Consider the following 14,176-nt stretch of genomic DNA (forward strand, 5'->3'; position numbering starts at 1 on the left):
GTCCGCGGTAAGCGGACGTGGATCCGCCCCGCGGCTCAGGAAATATACTAGGGGGCTGCCGCATCGCGGCCCCTTGCCCCACTCCTCCCGAACCGAACGCCATTTCTTGGCGGGAACGGACAGCACTGTGCTCAGCGTGCACGACCTCGAACTCCGAGTCGGCGCCCGACTCCTGATGGAGAACGTCTCCTTCCGGGTGGGCGACGGCGACAAGGTCGGCCTCGTCGGCCGCAACGGGGCGGGGAAGACGACGCTGACCAAGGTCCTCGCGGGCGACCTCATCGCCTCGAAGGGCACGGTCGACCGCGGCGGCGAGATCGGCTACCTCCCTCAGGACCCGCGCTCCGGCGACCCGGAGGAGCTCGCGCGCACCCGCATCCTCGACGCCCGCGGGCTGGGGCAGCTGGTGCTCGGCATGCAGGAGGCGACGGTCGCGATGTCGAGCAGCGACACCTCCGTGAGCGAGGCCGGCATGAAGAAGTACGGCAACCTCACGGACCGCTTCCTCTCCCTCGGCGGATACGCGGCTGAGGCGGAGGCCGCGTCGATCGCGAGCAACCTCAACCTCCCCGACCGGATCCTCGACCAGCCGCTCAAGACGCTCTCCGGTGGCCAGCGGCGCCGCATCGAGCTCGCGCGCATCCTCTTCTCCGACGCGAGCACGCTGATCCTCGACGAGCCGACGAACCACCTCGACGCCGACTCCGTCGTCTGGCTCCGCGAGTTCCTCAAGAACTACCGCGGCGGCTTCATCGTGATCAGCCACGACATCGATCTGGTCGGCGAGACCGTGAACCGCGTCTTCTACCTCGACGCCAACCGCCAGGTCATCGACGTCTACAACATGAACTGGAAGAACTACCAGCGCCAGCGCGCCGCCGACGAGGAGCGCCGCAAGAAGGAGCGGGTCAACGTCGAGAAGAAGGCCGGCGCCCTCCAGCTGCAGGCCGCCAAGTTCGGCGCGAAGGCCTCGAAGGCCGCAGCGGCGCACCAGATGGTCGCGCGTGCCGAGCGCATGCTCAGCGGGCTCGAGGAGGTCCGTGCGGTCGACCGCGTCGCGAAGCTCCGGTTCCCAACCCCGTCCGCCTGCGGTCGCACCCCTCTGCAGGCTCAGAACCTGTCGAAGAGCTACGGCTCGCTCGAGATCTTCACCGCCGTCGACCTCGCGATCGACCGCGGCTCCAAGGTCGTCATCCTGGGGCTCAACGGAGCGGGCAAGACGACGCTCCTGCGCATCCTGGGCGGCGTCGACCAGCCCGACACCGGAGTGATCGAGGCCGGTCACGGCCTCCGGATCGGCTACTACGCGCAGGAGCACGAGACGATCGACGTCAAGCGCTCGGTGCTCGAGAACATGGTCTCCTCCAGCCCGAACCTCACCGAGACCGAGGCCCGCCGGGTCCTGGGCTCGTTCCTGTTCACCGGCGACGACTCGCACAAGCCGGCCGGGGTCCTCTCCGGCGGGGAGAAGACCCGTCTCGCCCTGGCGATGATCGTGGTCTCGGGCGCGAACGTGCTCCTGCTCGACGAGCCCACCAACAACCTCGACCCCGCGAGCCGCGAGGAGATCCTCGACGCGCTCGCGCACTACGAGGGCGCGGTCGTCCTGGTCAGCCACGACGAGGGAGCCGTCGAGGCGCTGAACCCCGAGCGCGTCCTGATCATGCCGGAGGGCACCGAGGACCACTGGGCGGCCGACTACCTCGACCTGATCACGCTCGCCTAGCGGGCGTCGAGCAGCTCGTCCTCGACCTCGGAGTCGCTGCGGCCGCGGCGTCGGCGGCGCTCCTCGCGCCGCTCCTCGGCCGCGACGACCTCGGGGTCGTCGGCGTTGCGGATGCGGTACTCGTGGCGGATCGCCCAGCCGAGCCCGCCGAAGCCCATGACGGCGAACAGCACCCACTGGACGGCGTAGCTGATGTGCAGGCCCTCGTCGGCGACCGGCTTGATCGCGGCCAGCGGGGGAGCGTCGACCGGCGCCGGCGCCTCGGCGACCAGCAGGCCGTACGCCGAGGTCCGCAGGGGCTCGTCCAGCTGCGTCGACAGGTCATCGAGCTGGATCGTGGCGATCTGGCCGGCCGGTGCGGAGCGTCCGTCGATCCGTCCCTCCGCGGGCTTCAGGCGGGCGACGACGGTCACCTCCCCCTCGGGCGGCGCGGGGATCGCGTCGGGGGAGTCCTGGGTCGAGCCGACGGGGACCCAGCCGCGGTCGACGACGAACACGCTGCCGTCGTCGAGCCGCAGCGGCGTCAGGATCTCGAAGCCGGGGTTGCCGTTGTAGGGCCGGTTGCGCACGAGGGTCTGCCCCTGCGTCTCGTAGACGCCGGTGACCTCGACCGGGCGGTACTCGAGCGCGTCGTCCCACGTGGAGTCGGCGGGGAGCAGCCCGTCGAGCGCCACCGGGTCGGCGGTCCAGTTCGCGGTGACCAGCCGGTTGGTCGAGGCGGCCTGGTCGAGCCGCGCGACCTGCCAGCGCGAGAGCAGCACGCAGGCGACGGCGAAGACGATCGCGAGAGCGAGGTAGCCGAACCAGCGTCGCGAGAAGACGAAGCGCCAGGAGGGACGGGGCGCGTCGCCGCTCATCGTTCCGCTCCGCGATCGACCGTGTAGAGCGGCTTCACCTCGAGCGGGAAGTCGCGGGCGATGAGGAACTCGCGCAGGAACTCCCGGTGCTCGCCGCAGGCCAGCCAGGTCTTCCGACGGTCCTCCGCGTGGATCCTCGGGTTCCGCCACGCGATCGCGAACGTCGCCGTCCGCGGGCAGCCCGCTCGGGAGCAGGCGTGCGCGTCGGGGACCCGGCCGAGCGGGATCACGGCCGGTCTCCTCGCGGGTCGCCGCCCTCGGGGCCGGTCGGCGCCTCGGAGTCGGGGGCGGGGGGCGGTGGGACCGGCCGGGAGAGGACGATCGCACCCGGCCGCTCGACGTTGCCGCGCTCGCCCGCACTGCCGACGTTGGCCAGCACGACGGCGAAGTAGGGCAGGACCACGGCGCCGATGGCGAAGAACAGCAGCCACCAGCCGTGGGCGAAGAGCAGGCAGATGACGCAGAGCATCCTGATGCCCATGGCGATCGAGTACTTGATCGCGCGGGAGCGCCGCTCGGCGCTCGGCGACGGCGGTAGGGAGGTGAGTGTCTCGCGTGGTTTCACAGCCCTGCAAGCCTACGTCGCGGCGGGCGGGTGCAGGCGGGGAGGGCCTCATCCCGGAATCTGTTGCGCGACGCGCCTCTAGGATGTACGGGTCGCCCGGCGCCGCACGAGCGCCGGCAGGAGGGACACCATGACCACGCCGCGCACCGTCCTCGTCACCGGGGGCAACCGGGGGATCGGCTTCGCCATCGCCCAGGAGTTCGTGGCCGCCGGTCACCGGGTCGCCGTGACCGCGCGCTCGGGCTCCGGCCCGGAGGGCTCCCTCACCGTCGTCGCGGACGTGACCGACTCCGCCTCCATCGACGCCGCGTTCACCCAGGTCGAGGCCGAGCTGGGCCCGGTCGAGATCCTGGTGGCGAACGCGGGCATCACCCGCGACACCCTGCTGCTGCGCATGACGGAGGAGGACTTCACGTCCGTCGTCGACACGAACCTCACCGGGGCGTTCCGCGTCGTCAAGCGCGCATCGAAGGGGATGCTCAAGCAGCGCTTCGGCCGCGTCGTCCTCATCTCCAGCGTGGTCGGCCTCTACGGGTCGCCGGGCCAGATCAACTACTCCTCGTCGAAGGCCGCCCTCGTGGGCTTCGCCCGCTCGCTGACCCGCGAGCTCGGCGCCCGCAACATCACCGCCAATGTCGTCGCTCCCGGCTTCATCGAGACCGACATGACCGCGGAGCTCTCGCCGGAGCAGCAGGCGGAGTACCGGAAGAGCATCCCGCTCGCCCGCTACGGCACCGCTGCCGAGGTCGCGAAGGTCACGCGCTGGCTGGCCGGCGACGAGGCGGCGTACATCTCGGGTGCCGTGATCCCGGTCGACGGCGGCCTCGGGATGGGCCACTGACCGATAAGCCCTGGGCTTATATCCGAGGGATATAAGCTCTAGGCTTATGCGATGACCTCCTCCAATGTCGTCGCCGTGCTCCTGGACCTGGTGACCTCCCGCTCCCTCGTCGACCGCGCGGGTGCTCAGCGCGAGATCGAGCGGGGCTTCGCCGAGGTGGAGGCCGCGGTCCCGGCGATCCAGCCCCTGCACCCGACGGTCGGCGACGAGTTCCAGGCGATCTACCCCTCCGTCCACGCCGCGCTCCGAGCGACGCTGCAGGCGCGCCTCTCGCTCCCGGCCGGCGTCGACTGCCGCGCGGGCATCGGCCTGGGCGAGGTGCGGGTGGTCGGGTCGGGGATCGCCGGGGACCTCGAGGACGGGTCCGGCTGGTGGCGCGCGCGCGAGGCCATCGATCGCGCCCACGCGCTCGAGGACGGTGCCGTGCCCACGGCCCGCGGATGGTTCGTCGCCGGGGACGCCGACGGGGACTCCGGCGAGGCGGCCGTCAACGCCTACCTCCTCTCCCGCGACGCGCTGGTCGGAGCGCTCAGCGCGCGCGATCGCCGACTCGTGCTGGGGAGCCTGCGCGGAGCGTCGCAGAAGGAGCTGGGCGAGCAGGAGTCGATCTCGCAGCCCGCCGTCTCGCAGGCGCTGCGGCGCGCGGGAGCGGGCGCCCTCCTCGCCGGCGCGCGCCTGCTGGAGGAGACGTGCTGACGGCGCTGCTGCTCGCCGTGATCGGCCTCGGCGACCTCGCGCGCACGCACCTCCGCCGCCGTGCGGCCCTCCTCGCGATCCCTGTGCTCGCCGCCGCAGCCGTGACCGCAGCGCTCCTCGTCGGAGCCCCGCCGCTCGGTGCGGCGATCGTCGTCGTCCTGGCCGGAGCCTGGCTGCTGACGACCACGACCGTCGAGAACGCGCGGCCGCCCGGGGGTCTGCGTCCGGCCGTCGCCCTCGTCGCGGCGGTCCTGGTGCTGACCGCTGTCGACCGCGCCGCCGGCGTCCCGACGGGGCCGCTCGCGCCGATCACCGTCGCGAGCACGCTCCCTCCGATCGAGCAGCTCGCTCTGGCGGTCGGAGCCGGGCTCTTCCTGCTGGAGAGCGGCAACGTGATCGTGCGGGCGGCGCTGTTCCGCGAGCTCCCGCAGGCCGAGCCCGCGCCGCGTCCACGCTGGAGCGAGCGCTTCGCGCGTCGGGAGCCGGCCGACGCCCGCCTGCCGGACCTCCAGGGCGGGCGCACGATCGGACCGCTGGAGCGGCTGCTGATCGCCGGCCTCACGCTCGCCGGAGCCATCGGCCTCGCCGGTGCCGTGCTCGCGGCCAAGGGGATCGTGCGCTTCCCCGAGATCTCCCGCGACGGCGGCAGCGGCGAGAAGGCGGAGTACTTCCTGGTGGGCTCGCTCGTCAGCTGGGCTCTGGCGCTCGGCTGCGCCGGACTCGTCGCGATCGCGGGCCGCTGACCTCCCTGAGGCCGGGGGAGGCGGGCCTCAGCCGCGGAGGCCGAGGACGGGCAGCAGCTGCGACAGGTCGAGGCCGCCGACGACGAGGTCGGCGCGCTCGCGCACCAGGGGCTTGGCGTTGAAGGCGACCGCGAGGGAGGCGACCGCCATCATCTCCAGGTCGTTCGCACCGTCGCCGACGGCGATCGTGCGCTGCGGCGGGACGCCCGAGACCGCCGCCCACTCGCGGAGCGCCTCCGCCTTGGCCGCGGCGTCGATGACCGCCCCTTCGACCGCTCCGGTCAGCAGGCCGCCCCCGCAGCAGAGGCGGTTGGCCCGGACGAAGTCGAGGCCGAGCGCACCAGCGACCGGGTCGAGGACCTCGTGGAACCCTCCGGACACCACTCCGATGCGGCCGCCGGCGGCGTGGACGCCGGCCACGAGCTCGGCGGCGCCGGGCGTGACGCGGACGCCCGAGCTCACACCGGGGAGCACCGACTCCGGGACCCCGGCGAGAGTGGCGACCCGCTCGCGGAGGCTCTCGCCGAAGTCGAGCTCGCCGCGCATCGCCCGCTCCGTGACGGCGGCGACGCGCTCCTCGGAGCCGGCGTGCACCGCGAGGAGCTCGATCACCTCGTCCTGGAGGAGGGTGGAGTCCGCGTCGAGGACGACGAGGAAGCGGGCAGGCGTCGCAGGACGCTCACTCATGGGCCGGTCCGATCGGTCGGGTGGGCGCGCCGGGGCGCAGAGCTCGACCCGCGGGGGTGCTACGGGTGGACGACGACGCCCTTGCCGACGACGGTGATGCCCGACTCGGTGACGGTGAACCCGCGCTCGCGATCGCGGTCGTGGTCCACGCCGACTCGAGCACCGGGCTCGACGACGACGTCCTTGTCGAGGATAGCGCGGACGACCAGCGCGTCCGGGCCGATGCGGACCTTGTCGAAGACCACCGAGTCGGTGACCGTCGCGTTCGACTCGATGACCGTCCAGGGCCCGACGACGCTGCGCTCGATGTGCGCGCCCGAGATCACGGTGCCGAGCGAGACGACCGAGTCGACCGTCGATCCCATGTTGCCCTTGCCGTCGCGGACGATCTTGGCCGGAGGGGAGTTCAGCTGCGACGAGAAGATCGGCCACTGCTGGTTGTAGAGGTTGAAGACCGGCAGCGCCGAGATGAGGTCCTGGTGGGCCTCGAAGAAGGAGTCGATGGTGCCGACGTCCCGCCAGTAGTAGCGGTCGCGGTCGGTCGAGCCGGGGACGTCGTTGAGCTTGAGGTCGTAGACGCCCGCCTCGCCGCGCGCGACGAAGTCGGGGATGATGTCGCCGCCCATGTCGTGGTCAGACGTGGAGGACTCGCCGTCGCGGATGACCGCGTCGATCAGGGCGTCCGCGTCGAAGACGTAGTTGCCCATGGAGGCGAGGACCTCGTGCGGGGAGTCGGCCAGGCCGACGGCGTCCTTGGGCTTCTCGAGGAACTCGGAGATCATCGTCGGGACGATGCCGTCGCCCGCCTCGTCACCGGCGAGCTGGATGACGCCGAACTGGTCCGCGAGCTCGATCGGCTGGCGGATGGCCGCGACGGTCGCCTTCGCACCGGACGTGATGTGCGCGTCGATCATCTGCGAGAAGTCCATGCGGTAGACGTGGTCGGCGCCGACCACGACGACGATGTCGGGCTTCTCGTCGCGGATCAGGTTGAGGCTCTGCAGGATCGCGTCGGCCGAGCCGCTGAACCAGCGCTTGCCCAGGCGCTGCTGCGCGGGGACCGAGGCGACGTAGGAGTTCAGGAGCCCGGAGAGGCGCCAGGTCTGCGAGACGTGGCGGTCGAGCGAGTGCGACTTGTACTGCGTCAGCACGACGATCTGGGTGAGACCGGAGTTGATCAGGTTGGACAGCGCGAAGTCGATCAGCCGGTACTGCCCGCCGAACGGCACCGCGGGCTTGGCCCGGTCCGCCGTGAGGGGCATGAGGCGCTTTCCCTCGCCGCCGGCGAGGACGATGCCGAAGATCTTCTTTGACTGCATGGCACCACAGTAGGGGCTCGGGCTTCCCCGTGGACCCCGGCTGTCGCCGGGGGAGCGCCCTGTACTACGGTTCGGGGGTGCGAGTCGATCTGCTGACCAAGGAATACCCGCCCGAGGTGTACGGGGGAGCCGGTGTCCACGTGGCCGAGCTCACCAAGGCGCTGCGCAGCGACCTGGAGGTCGTGGTGCGCTGCTTCGGCGCGCCGCGCGAGGAGGAGGGCACGTTCGCGTACTCCGTCCCCGCGGAGCTCGCCGAGGCGAACGGCGCGCTGCAGACCCTCGGGGTCGACCTGCAGATCGCGCAGGACGCGGCGGGGGCCGACCTGGTCCACTCCCACACCTGGTACGCCAACGCCGCGGGGCGTTTCGCCCAGCTCCTGCACGGCATCCCGCACGTGGTCTCGGCGCACAGCCTCGAGCCGCTGCGTCCGTGGAAGGCCGAGCAGCTCGGCGGCGGCTACCGCGTCTCGAGCTGGATCGAGCGGGAGGCGTACGAGAACGCCGACGCCGTGATCGCGGTGTCCGGCGGCATGCGCGAGGACATCCTCCGCTCCTACCCGGCCCTGGACCCGGCGAAGGTCCACGTGGTCTACAACGGCATCGACCTCGACGCCTGGCACCCGGTCGAGGACGAGGCCGTCCTCGCCGAGCTGGGCATCGACCCCTCGCGCCCCTCCGTGGTCTTCGTCGGCCGCATCACCCGGCAGAAGGGCCTGCCCTACCTGCTCCGCGCCGCCGCGACCCTGCCTCCCGAGGTGCAGCTCGTGCTCTGCGCGGGCGCCCCCGACACCCCCGAGATCATGGCCGAGGTCACCTCCCTCGTCCGCAGCCTCCAGGAGGAGCGCACCGGCGTCGTCTGGATCGACCGGCATCTGCCGCGCCACCAGCTCTCCGCGGTCCTGACGAACGCGACCACGTTCGTCTGCCCCTCGATCTACGAGCCCCTCGGCATCGTCAACCTCGAGGCGATGGCCTGCGGTGCGGCGGTCGTCGGGACGGCGACCGGCGGCATCCCGGAGGTCGTCGACGACGGCGTGACCGGGCGACTCGTCCCGATCGAGCAGGTCACCGACGGCACCGGCACCCCCGTGGACCCGGAGCGCTACGTCGCCGACCTGGCCGCCGCCCTCGCCGAGGTCGTCGCCGACCCGGAGACGGCGAAGCGGATGGGCGCCGCGGGCCGCGAGCGCGCGCAGAGCCACTTCAGCTGGACGCAGATCGCGCGGGACACCCGGGCGATCTACGACTCGCTCGTCTGAGCCTCCCGGCCGCCTCCTTTAGAATGGCTCCCATGCCCAGCGTTGTCTCGTTCGTCGATGTGTCCTTCGTCCGGAACGGCAAGCGGATCCTCGACCGCGTGTCGTGGGACGTGGCCGAGGACGAGCGCTGGGTGATCCTCGGCCCCAACGGGGCGGGCAAGACCTCGATCCTGCAGATCGCCGCGGCGCAGACCTACCCCTCGACCGGTGCCGCGCACCTGCTCGAGGAGACCCTCGGCCGGGTCGACGTGTTCGAGCTGCGCCCGCGTATCGGCTACGCCTCGACCGCGATGGCCCGCCGCCTCCCGGCCGGCGAGACCGTGCTCGACGTCGTGATGACCGCCGCCTACGCCGTCACCGGGCGCTGGAACGAGGGCTATGACGCGATCGACGAGCGCCGCGCCCGCCGCGTGCTGTCCGAGTGGAAGCTCGAGCACCTCGCCGAGCGCACCTTCGGGACGCTCTCGGACGGCGAGCAGAAGCGCGTCCAGATCGCCCGCGCGATCATGACCGACCCAGAGCTGCTCCTGCTGGACGAGCCGGCCGCGAGCCTCGACCTCGGCGCCCGCGAGGAGCTCGTCCAGCTGCTGGGCGGCTTCGCGAAGGACCCGGCGTCGCCCGCGATCGTGATGGTGACCCACCACGTCGAGGAGATCCCCGACGGCTTCACCCACGCCCTGCTCCTCCGCGACGGAGCGGTGGTGGCGGCGGGCCCGCTGGCCGAGTCCCTGACCGAGGCGACGCTCGCCGAGACCTTCGGGCTCGACATCGCTCTCACCCGCGAGAACGGGCGCTTCTCGGCCCGCGCCCGCGGCTGACCCCGGCTCCGGGGTCCGGACGCGCCGCGACTTCTGAGCGCGCTGCCGGTCTGGTATTCTCGGTAGCTGGTTCGGGCCCGTTCGCGGTGCGCCCGCCCTCATCCACCCGTTCCCGTCGACGACAGGTGCGGTTCAGGACCATCGACGACAGGACACGACCATGAAGACCGACATCCACCCCGAGTACTCCGCGATCGTCTTCCGCGACCTCGCGTCCGGTGAGACCTTCCTCACCCGCTCGACCGCGAAGAGCAGCAAGACGATCGAGCTCGACGGCGTGACCTACCCCGTCATCGACGTCGAGATCTCCTCCGCCTCGCACCCGTTCTACACGGGCAAGCAGCGCATCATGGACTCGGCCGGCCGCGTCGAGAAGTTCAACAGCCGCTACAAGAACTTCGGCAAGTAGCACTCCTCGAAGGGCCCTCGACCGCACGGTCGGGGGCCCTTCGTCGTTCCCGCGTCGCGGTCCTCAGTAGCGGTAGAAGCCCTCTCCGGTGGCCATTCCGAGGCGGCCGCGATCGAGGTACTCCGTCTTCAGGTGGGCGGCGAACGCCTGGGAGGCCTCGTCCGGGGCCGCGGCGGCGATGTTGTAGGCGGTCCGCAGACCGACGACGTCGAAGATCTGGAAGGGTCCGAGAGGGGCGCCGGTGCCGATCCTCCAGGTCTTGTCGATGGTCTCGTGGTCGGCGTAGCCGCCCATGAGCAGACCCGACGCGGCGTTGAGGAGCGGCACCAGCAGCGAGTTCAGGACGTAGCCGGCCTTCTCCTTCTGCAGCCTGATGGGCTCGAGGCCGCTGGAGACGGCGAACTCCACGACGGCGTCGACCACGGCGGGGTCCGTGTCCGCCGTTCCCATGATCTCGGCCGTGTTCTGCGCCCAGACGTGGTTGGCGTAGTGCAGCGCGAGGAACCGGTCGGGTCGGCCGGTCGAGGCCTTCAGGTCGCTGGGGAGCAGCGTGGACGAGTTGGTCGCGAAGACCGTGCGCTCGGGAGCGAGCGCACCCAGGCGGCCGTACAGCTCCTGCTTCAGGCCCAGGTCCTCGGGGACGGCCTCGATCACGAGGTCGGCGTCGGCGACCGCCTCCGCGAGGTCGGAGGTGAGGCGGAGGGAGTCGAGCGCCTCCTGCGGTCCGCCGGCGACGCCGCCGGGCACCGACTCGTAGACGCCCGCGAGACCGCGGAGCCGCTCGCGCGCCGACTCGAGGACGTCGTCGGAGAGGTCGTAGACGGTGACGGCGAAGCCGTGGAAGGCCGACTGGAAGGCGATCTGGGAGCCGAGCACTCCGCTGCCGAGGACGGTGACCGTGCGGATGGTGGGCATGACTTCTCCTTGCGAGAGGGGGAGGGGGAACACGTGCTCACCCGATCCCACAGCGCCGCGGTCCGCGGAGCGAGGGCTTGCGCCGACGGGCGGGCCGTGGCCGTCGGGGAGCCGGCGCGGTAGCGTCCCGGCATGGTGTCCTTCGCCGACAAGCCGATCCTGCCGTTCACGACTCCTGAAGAGTGGGACGCCTACCTCCGCGGCGAGCCCGACCCGGACGGAGTCCGGCTGAAGCTGCGGAAGAAGGCCGCCGTCGATCCGGGGATCACCTACGCCGAGGCGCTCGACATCGCGCTCTGCCACGGCTGGATCGACGGTCAGGCGGGAGCCTTCGACGAGCAGTTCAAGCTCCAGGCCTTCACCCCGCGGCGTCGCGCTAGCCCGTGGTCCAAGGTCAATCGCGATCACGTCGCACGGCTGCTGGCGGAGGGCCGGATGCTGCCGGGCGGGCTGGCCGAGGTCGAGCGGGCACGCGCCGACGGGCGCTGGGACGCGGCCTACCGGCAGCGCGATGCGGAGGTGCCGGACGACTTCCAGCGGGCGCTCGACGCGGATCCGCAGGCCCTGGCCTTCTTCGCGACCGTCGGCGGGCAGAAGCGCTTCGCGTTCCTCTTCCGCCTCTCGCAGCTGAAGCGGGCGGCGACGCGGGAGCGGCGGATCGCGGAGTACGTGGCGCTCCTGCGCGAGGGGCGCACGCTGACCTGAGGGGTCAGTGGCGGACCGGCCAGCCCCCGTCGGCGACGAAGGACTCGTCGCGGACGCGGCGCATGTACTCCTGGAAGGACTCGGCCTGGGTGCGGCACCAGTCGACCTGGAGCGCGTGCAGGGCCTCCGCGCCGACTCCGAGCTCGTCGGCGAAGGCGCGGCCCAGCGCCTGGGCGACCCGACCCGCCGCGATCGCGTCCGCGCCCGCATCGTGCGCCTCGGTGAGGGCGACGCCGTAGTGCTCGGCGGCGAGGGTCAGGGTGCGCTTGCCCTTGCGGTAGCGGTCCACCGCCTTGTCGATCACGAGCGGATCGACGACGGGGCTCGGGTCGAGCAGCACGGGCACGCCCCAGCGGCGCGCCTCGTGGGCGAGGAGCGAGAGGTCGTAGGGGGCGTTGTAGACGACGACCGGGATGCCGCGGGCGAGGAGCGAGCGCAGCGCCTCGGAGATCTCGGCCACGACCTCGCCGGCGGGGCGGCCGTGCGCGCGGGCGTGCTCGGTGCTGATCCCGTGGACGGCGGAGGCGCCGGCCGGGATCTCGACCCCGGGATCGGCGAGCCAGGTCGTGCCCTCGATCGGCTCGCCCGCCGCGTCGATCACGCCGACGTGCGCGGTGACGATGCGGCTCGTGCGGACGTCGATGCCGGTGGTCTCGAGGTCGAACACGGCCAGCAGATCGAACCACCGCGCCCCCTCGGAGGGGACGAGCTCCTGCTCGGCGTCGTCGAACAGCATCGGCTCGGTCTGCGTCTCGGTCGTTCCGGTGGTGCTCACGCCGACAGCCTAAAGGGGGCCTCCGACATCGGCCGGAGGCCCCTCGGCGTGCTGCCGGGTCAGCGGGCCTCGTGCGCCTTGGCGACGTGGAGCCAGAAGAAGCCCTGCGTGCCGAGTGTCATCGTCAGCGTGCCGTCGTCCGAGAATCCGGGGAAGCGGCCGCCGCCGAACAGGTCGCTGAGCGTCGATCCGGGATTCTCCGGGTCGGTGATCGTGACCGAGACCGGGTTGTGGTTGAAGCTGAAGACGCAGAGCACCTCCTCGGGCTGGTCGCCCATCTCGGAGCCCGAGCCGGCGTAGTCCCGCACGAAGGCGAGCACCGACTCGTGGTCCGTCTCGAGGACGCGCATCGACCCGAGGCCGAACGCCGGGTGGCCGCGGCGCACGTGCAGGACGTTCCGCATCCAGTGCAGCAGGGAGCGGGACTGCGCCAGCTGCGCCTCCACGTTGACCTGGTTGTAGTGGTAAACGAGCGACTGGACGATCGGCTGCACGAGCTTGCCGGGGTCGGCGGCCGAGAAGCCGGCGTTGCGGTCGGGCGTCCACTGCATCGGCGTGCGCGACGCGTCGCGGTCGTTGAGCCAGATGTTGTCGCCCATGCCGATCTCGTCGCCGTAGTACAGGAACGGGCTGCCGGCGAGGGAGAAGAGCAGGGCGTTGATCAGCTCGAGCTCGGCACGCGAGTTGTCCAGCAGCGGCGCGAGCCTGCGGCGGATGCCGATGTTCGAGCGCATCCGCGGGTCGTAGGCGTACCAGCCGTACATGGCCTGGCGGTACTCCTCGGACACCATCTCGAGCGTGAGCTCGTCGTGGTTGCGGAGGAACACGCCCCAGGCGGCGCCGCTGGGGATGTCGAACGTCTCGGAGAGCACCTTCTTCAGCTCGTTCGCCGTCTGCGCGCGGAGGGAGTAGAAGATGCGCGGCATGACCGGGAAGTCGAACGCCATGTGGCACTCGGGCTCCTCCTCCGTGCCGAAGAACGCGGCGACCTCCCGCGGCCACTGGTTCGCCTCGGCGATCAGGATGCGGCCGGGGTAGTCGCGGTCGACCATGGTGCGGAGGTTCTTGATGAACTCGTGGGTGGGCGGTTCGCCCTCTCCGTTGCCCTCGTCGGACTCGTAGAGGTAGGGGATCGCGTCGAGCCGGATGCCGTCGACGCCGAGGTCGAGCCAGAACTTGACCACGTCGTGGATCGCCTCGTGCACGGCGGGGTTCTCGAAGTTGAGGTCCGGCTGGTGGGAGAAGAAGCGGTGGAAGTAGAACTGGCGGCGCTCGGCGTCGAAGGCCCAGTTCGAGTCCTCGGTGTCGACGAAGATGATGCGGATGTCCGGCCACTTGTCGTCGGTGTCGTTCCAGACGTAGAAGTCGCCGTAGGGCCCCTCGGGGTCGGAGCGGGACTGCTGGAACCACTCGTGCTGGTCGCTGGTGTGGTTGAGCGGGAAGTCCATCACGATGCGCATGTTGCGCTCGTGGGCCTTCCGGACGAGGTCGCGGAAGTCCTCCATCGTGCCGAACTCGGGGAGGATCGCCTTGAAGTCGGAGACGTCGTAGCCGCCGTCGCGCAGAGGCGACATGTAGAACGGCGGGAGCCAGAGGGCGTCGATGCCGAGCCACTGCAGGTAGTCGAGCTTGGAGGCGAGCCCGTTGATGTCGCCGGCGCCGTCGCCGTTGGAGTCGTAGTACGACCGGATCATCACCTCGTAGAACACCGCCCGGCGGTACCACTGGGGGTCGAGGGCGAGTCCGGGGAGTTGGATCGGCGATGTGAAGCTCACGGTGCTCCTTCTGCTGCTGCCTGAGCGGATGACCGTCTCGCGAGACGGGTGGGCGGTGCGCCGTGTTGCGAGCGCGTGATCATGCT

The 14,176-nt window shown here is 71.3% G+C and carries 16 protein-coding genes; 8 read left to right on the plus strand and 8 right to left on the minus strand.

Annotated features, from left to right (window positions below; all coding sequences use genetic code 11):
- Nucleotides 1-127: 127 nt before the first annotated feature.
- The gene (locus C5C36_RS01930) at nt 128-1,726 is read left to right on the plus strand and encodes an ABC-F family ATP-binding cassette domain-containing protein (RefSeq protein WP_104260744.1); all 1,599 of its coding nucleotides are present in this window, start codon (nt 128-130) and stop codon (nt 1,724-1,726) included.
- On the opposite strand, the gene C5C36_RS01935 is transcribed toward C5C36_RS01930, so the two are convergent.
- From C5C36_RS01935 to C5C36_RS01945, 3 genes are read right to left on the minus strand one after another with little or no spacing between them, the layout of a single operon-like run.
- A complete protein-coding gene (locus C5C36_RS01935) occupies nt 1,723-2,583 on the minus strand; it encodes an SURF1 family protein (RefSeq protein WP_104250363.1) in 861 nt (286 codons plus the stop codon). The two genes, C5C36_RS01930 and C5C36_RS01935, sit on opposite strands and share 4 nt — an antisense overlap.
- Complete coding sequence (locus C5C36_RS01940; protein WP_104309129.1) at nt 2,580-2,813, minus strand: hypothetical protein; 234 nt, start codon at nt 2,811-2,813, stop codon at nt 2,580-2,582. The genes C5C36_RS01935 and C5C36_RS01940 overlap by 4 nt, the downstream gene beginning before the upstream one ends.
- Nucleotides 2,810-3,148 carry a DUF3099 domain-containing protein gene (locus C5C36_RS01945; RefSeq protein WP_104221949.1) on the minus strand — a complete coding sequence of 113 codons (339 nt, stop codon included), beginning with the start codon at nt 3,146-3,148 and terminating at the stop codon, nt 2,810-2,812. Before C5C36_RS01945 ends, C5C36_RS01940 begins: the two co-directional genes overlap by 4 nt.
- 130 nt (nt 3,149-3,278) lie before the next feature.
- Here C5C36_RS01945 and C5C36_RS01950 point away from each other — a divergent pair, with 130 nt between their 5' ends.
- Genes C5C36_RS01950 through C5C36_RS01960 form a run of 3 tightly spaced genes read left to right on the plus strand, consistent with a single transcriptional unit; the run spans nt 3,279 to nt 5,428 of the window.
- Nucleotides 3,279-3,989: a beta-ketoacyl-ACP reductase gene (locus C5C36_RS01950; protein ID WP_104221952.1), complete on the plus strand. Its 711-nt coding sequence runs from the start codon at nt 3,279-3,281 to the stop codon at nt 3,987-3,989.
- A 51-nt stretch (nt 3,990-4,040) separates the two neighbouring features.
- Nucleotides 4,041-4,685, plus strand: coding sequence for a SatD family protein (locus C5C36_RS01955; protein ID WP_104309130.1), 645 nt, complete (start codon nt 4,041-4,043; stop codon nt 4,683-4,685).
- Nucleotides 4,679-5,428 carry a hypothetical protein gene (locus tag C5C36_RS01960; RefSeq protein ID WP_104309131.1) on the plus strand — a complete coding sequence of 250 codons (750 nt, stop codon included), beginning with the start codon at nt 4,679-4,681 and terminating at the stop codon, nt 5,426-5,428. Before C5C36_RS01955 ends, C5C36_RS01960 begins: the two co-directional genes overlap by 7 nt.
- A gap of 27 nt (nt 5,429-5,455) precedes the next feature.
- Here C5C36_RS01960 and serB read toward each other — a convergent pair whose 3' ends face one another.
- Nucleotides 5,456-6,115 carry a phosphoserine phosphatase SerB gene (serB, locus tag C5C36_RS01965; RefSeq protein WP_104309132.1) on the minus strand — a complete coding sequence of 220 codons (660 nt, stop codon included), beginning with the start codon at nt 6,113-6,115 and terminating at the stop codon, nt 5,456-5,458.
- A 59-nt stretch (nt 6,116-6,174) separates the two neighbouring features.
- On the minus strand, nt 6,175-7,434 hold the full coding sequence (locus C5C36_RS01970) for a glucose-1-phosphate adenylyltransferase (RefSeq protein WP_104221960.1): 1,260 nt from the start codon (nt 7,432-7,434) through the stop codon (nt 6,175-6,177).
- A gap of 77 nt (nt 7,435-7,511) precedes the next feature.
- Here C5C36_RS01970 and glgA point away from each other — a divergent pair, with 77 nt between their 5' ends.
- From glgA to C5C36_RS01985, 3 genes are all read left to right on the plus strand, one after another.
- Nucleotides 7,512-8,693, plus strand: a complete 1,182-nt coding sequence (gene glgA, locus C5C36_RS01975; RefSeq protein ID WP_104309133.1) for a glycogen synthase — start codon at nt 7,512-7,514, stop codon at nt 8,691-8,693.
- Between the two features lie 32 nt (nt 8,694-8,725).
- Nucleotides 8,726-9,511, plus strand: coding sequence for an ABC transporter ATP-binding protein (locus tag C5C36_RS01980; RefSeq protein WP_104309134.1), 786 nt, complete (start codon nt 8,726-8,728; stop codon nt 9,509-9,511).
- A 160-nt stretch (nt 9,512-9,671) separates the two neighbouring features.
- Nucleotides 9,672-9,920 carry a type B 50S ribosomal protein L31 gene (locus C5C36_RS01985; protein WP_068253003.1) on the plus strand — a complete coding sequence of 83 codons (249 nt, stop codon included), beginning with the start codon at nt 9,672-9,674 and terminating at the stop codon, nt 9,918-9,920.
- 63 nt (nt 9,921-9,983) lie between these two features.
- On the opposite strand, the gene C5C36_RS01990 is transcribed toward C5C36_RS01985, so the two are convergent.
- Entirely contained in the window at nt 9,984-10,835 is an 852-nt protein-coding gene (locus C5C36_RS01990) for a 3-hydroxyacyl-CoA dehydrogenase (protein ID WP_104309135.1), read from the minus strand.
- A 132-nt stretch (nt 10,836-10,967) separates the two neighbouring features.
- Between C5C36_RS01990 and C5C36_RS01995 the strand changes: the two genes are divergently transcribed.
- Nucleotides 10,968-11,540 carry a YdeI family protein gene (locus tag C5C36_RS01995; RefSeq protein WP_104232624.1) on the plus strand — a complete coding sequence of 191 codons (573 nt, stop codon included), beginning with the start codon at nt 10,968-10,970 and terminating at the stop codon, nt 11,538-11,540.
- Nucleotides 11,541-11,544: 4 nt separating this feature from the next.
- Here the strand turns inward: C5C36_RS01995 and C5C36_RS02000 are convergent, their stop codons facing one another.
- Nucleotides 11,545-12,276, minus strand: coding sequence for a 3'-5' exonuclease (locus tag C5C36_RS02000; RefSeq protein ID WP_104222136.1), 732 nt, complete (start codon nt 12,274-12,276; stop codon nt 11,545-11,547).
- Nucleotides 12,277-12,374: 98 nt separating this feature from the next.
- Nucleotides 12,375-14,090 carry a maltose alpha-D-glucosyltransferase gene (gene treS, locus C5C36_RS02005; protein WP_104221970.1) on the minus strand — a complete coding sequence of 572 codons (1,716 nt, stop codon included), beginning with the start codon at nt 14,088-14,090 and terminating at the stop codon, nt 12,375-12,377.
- Between the last annotated feature and the right edge of the window lie 86 nt (nt 14,091-14,176).

The organism is Rathayibacter sp. AY1G1 (assembly GCF_002932095.1).
GTDB lineage: Bacteria > Actinomycetota > Actinomycetes > Actinomycetales > Microbacteriaceae > Rathayibacter.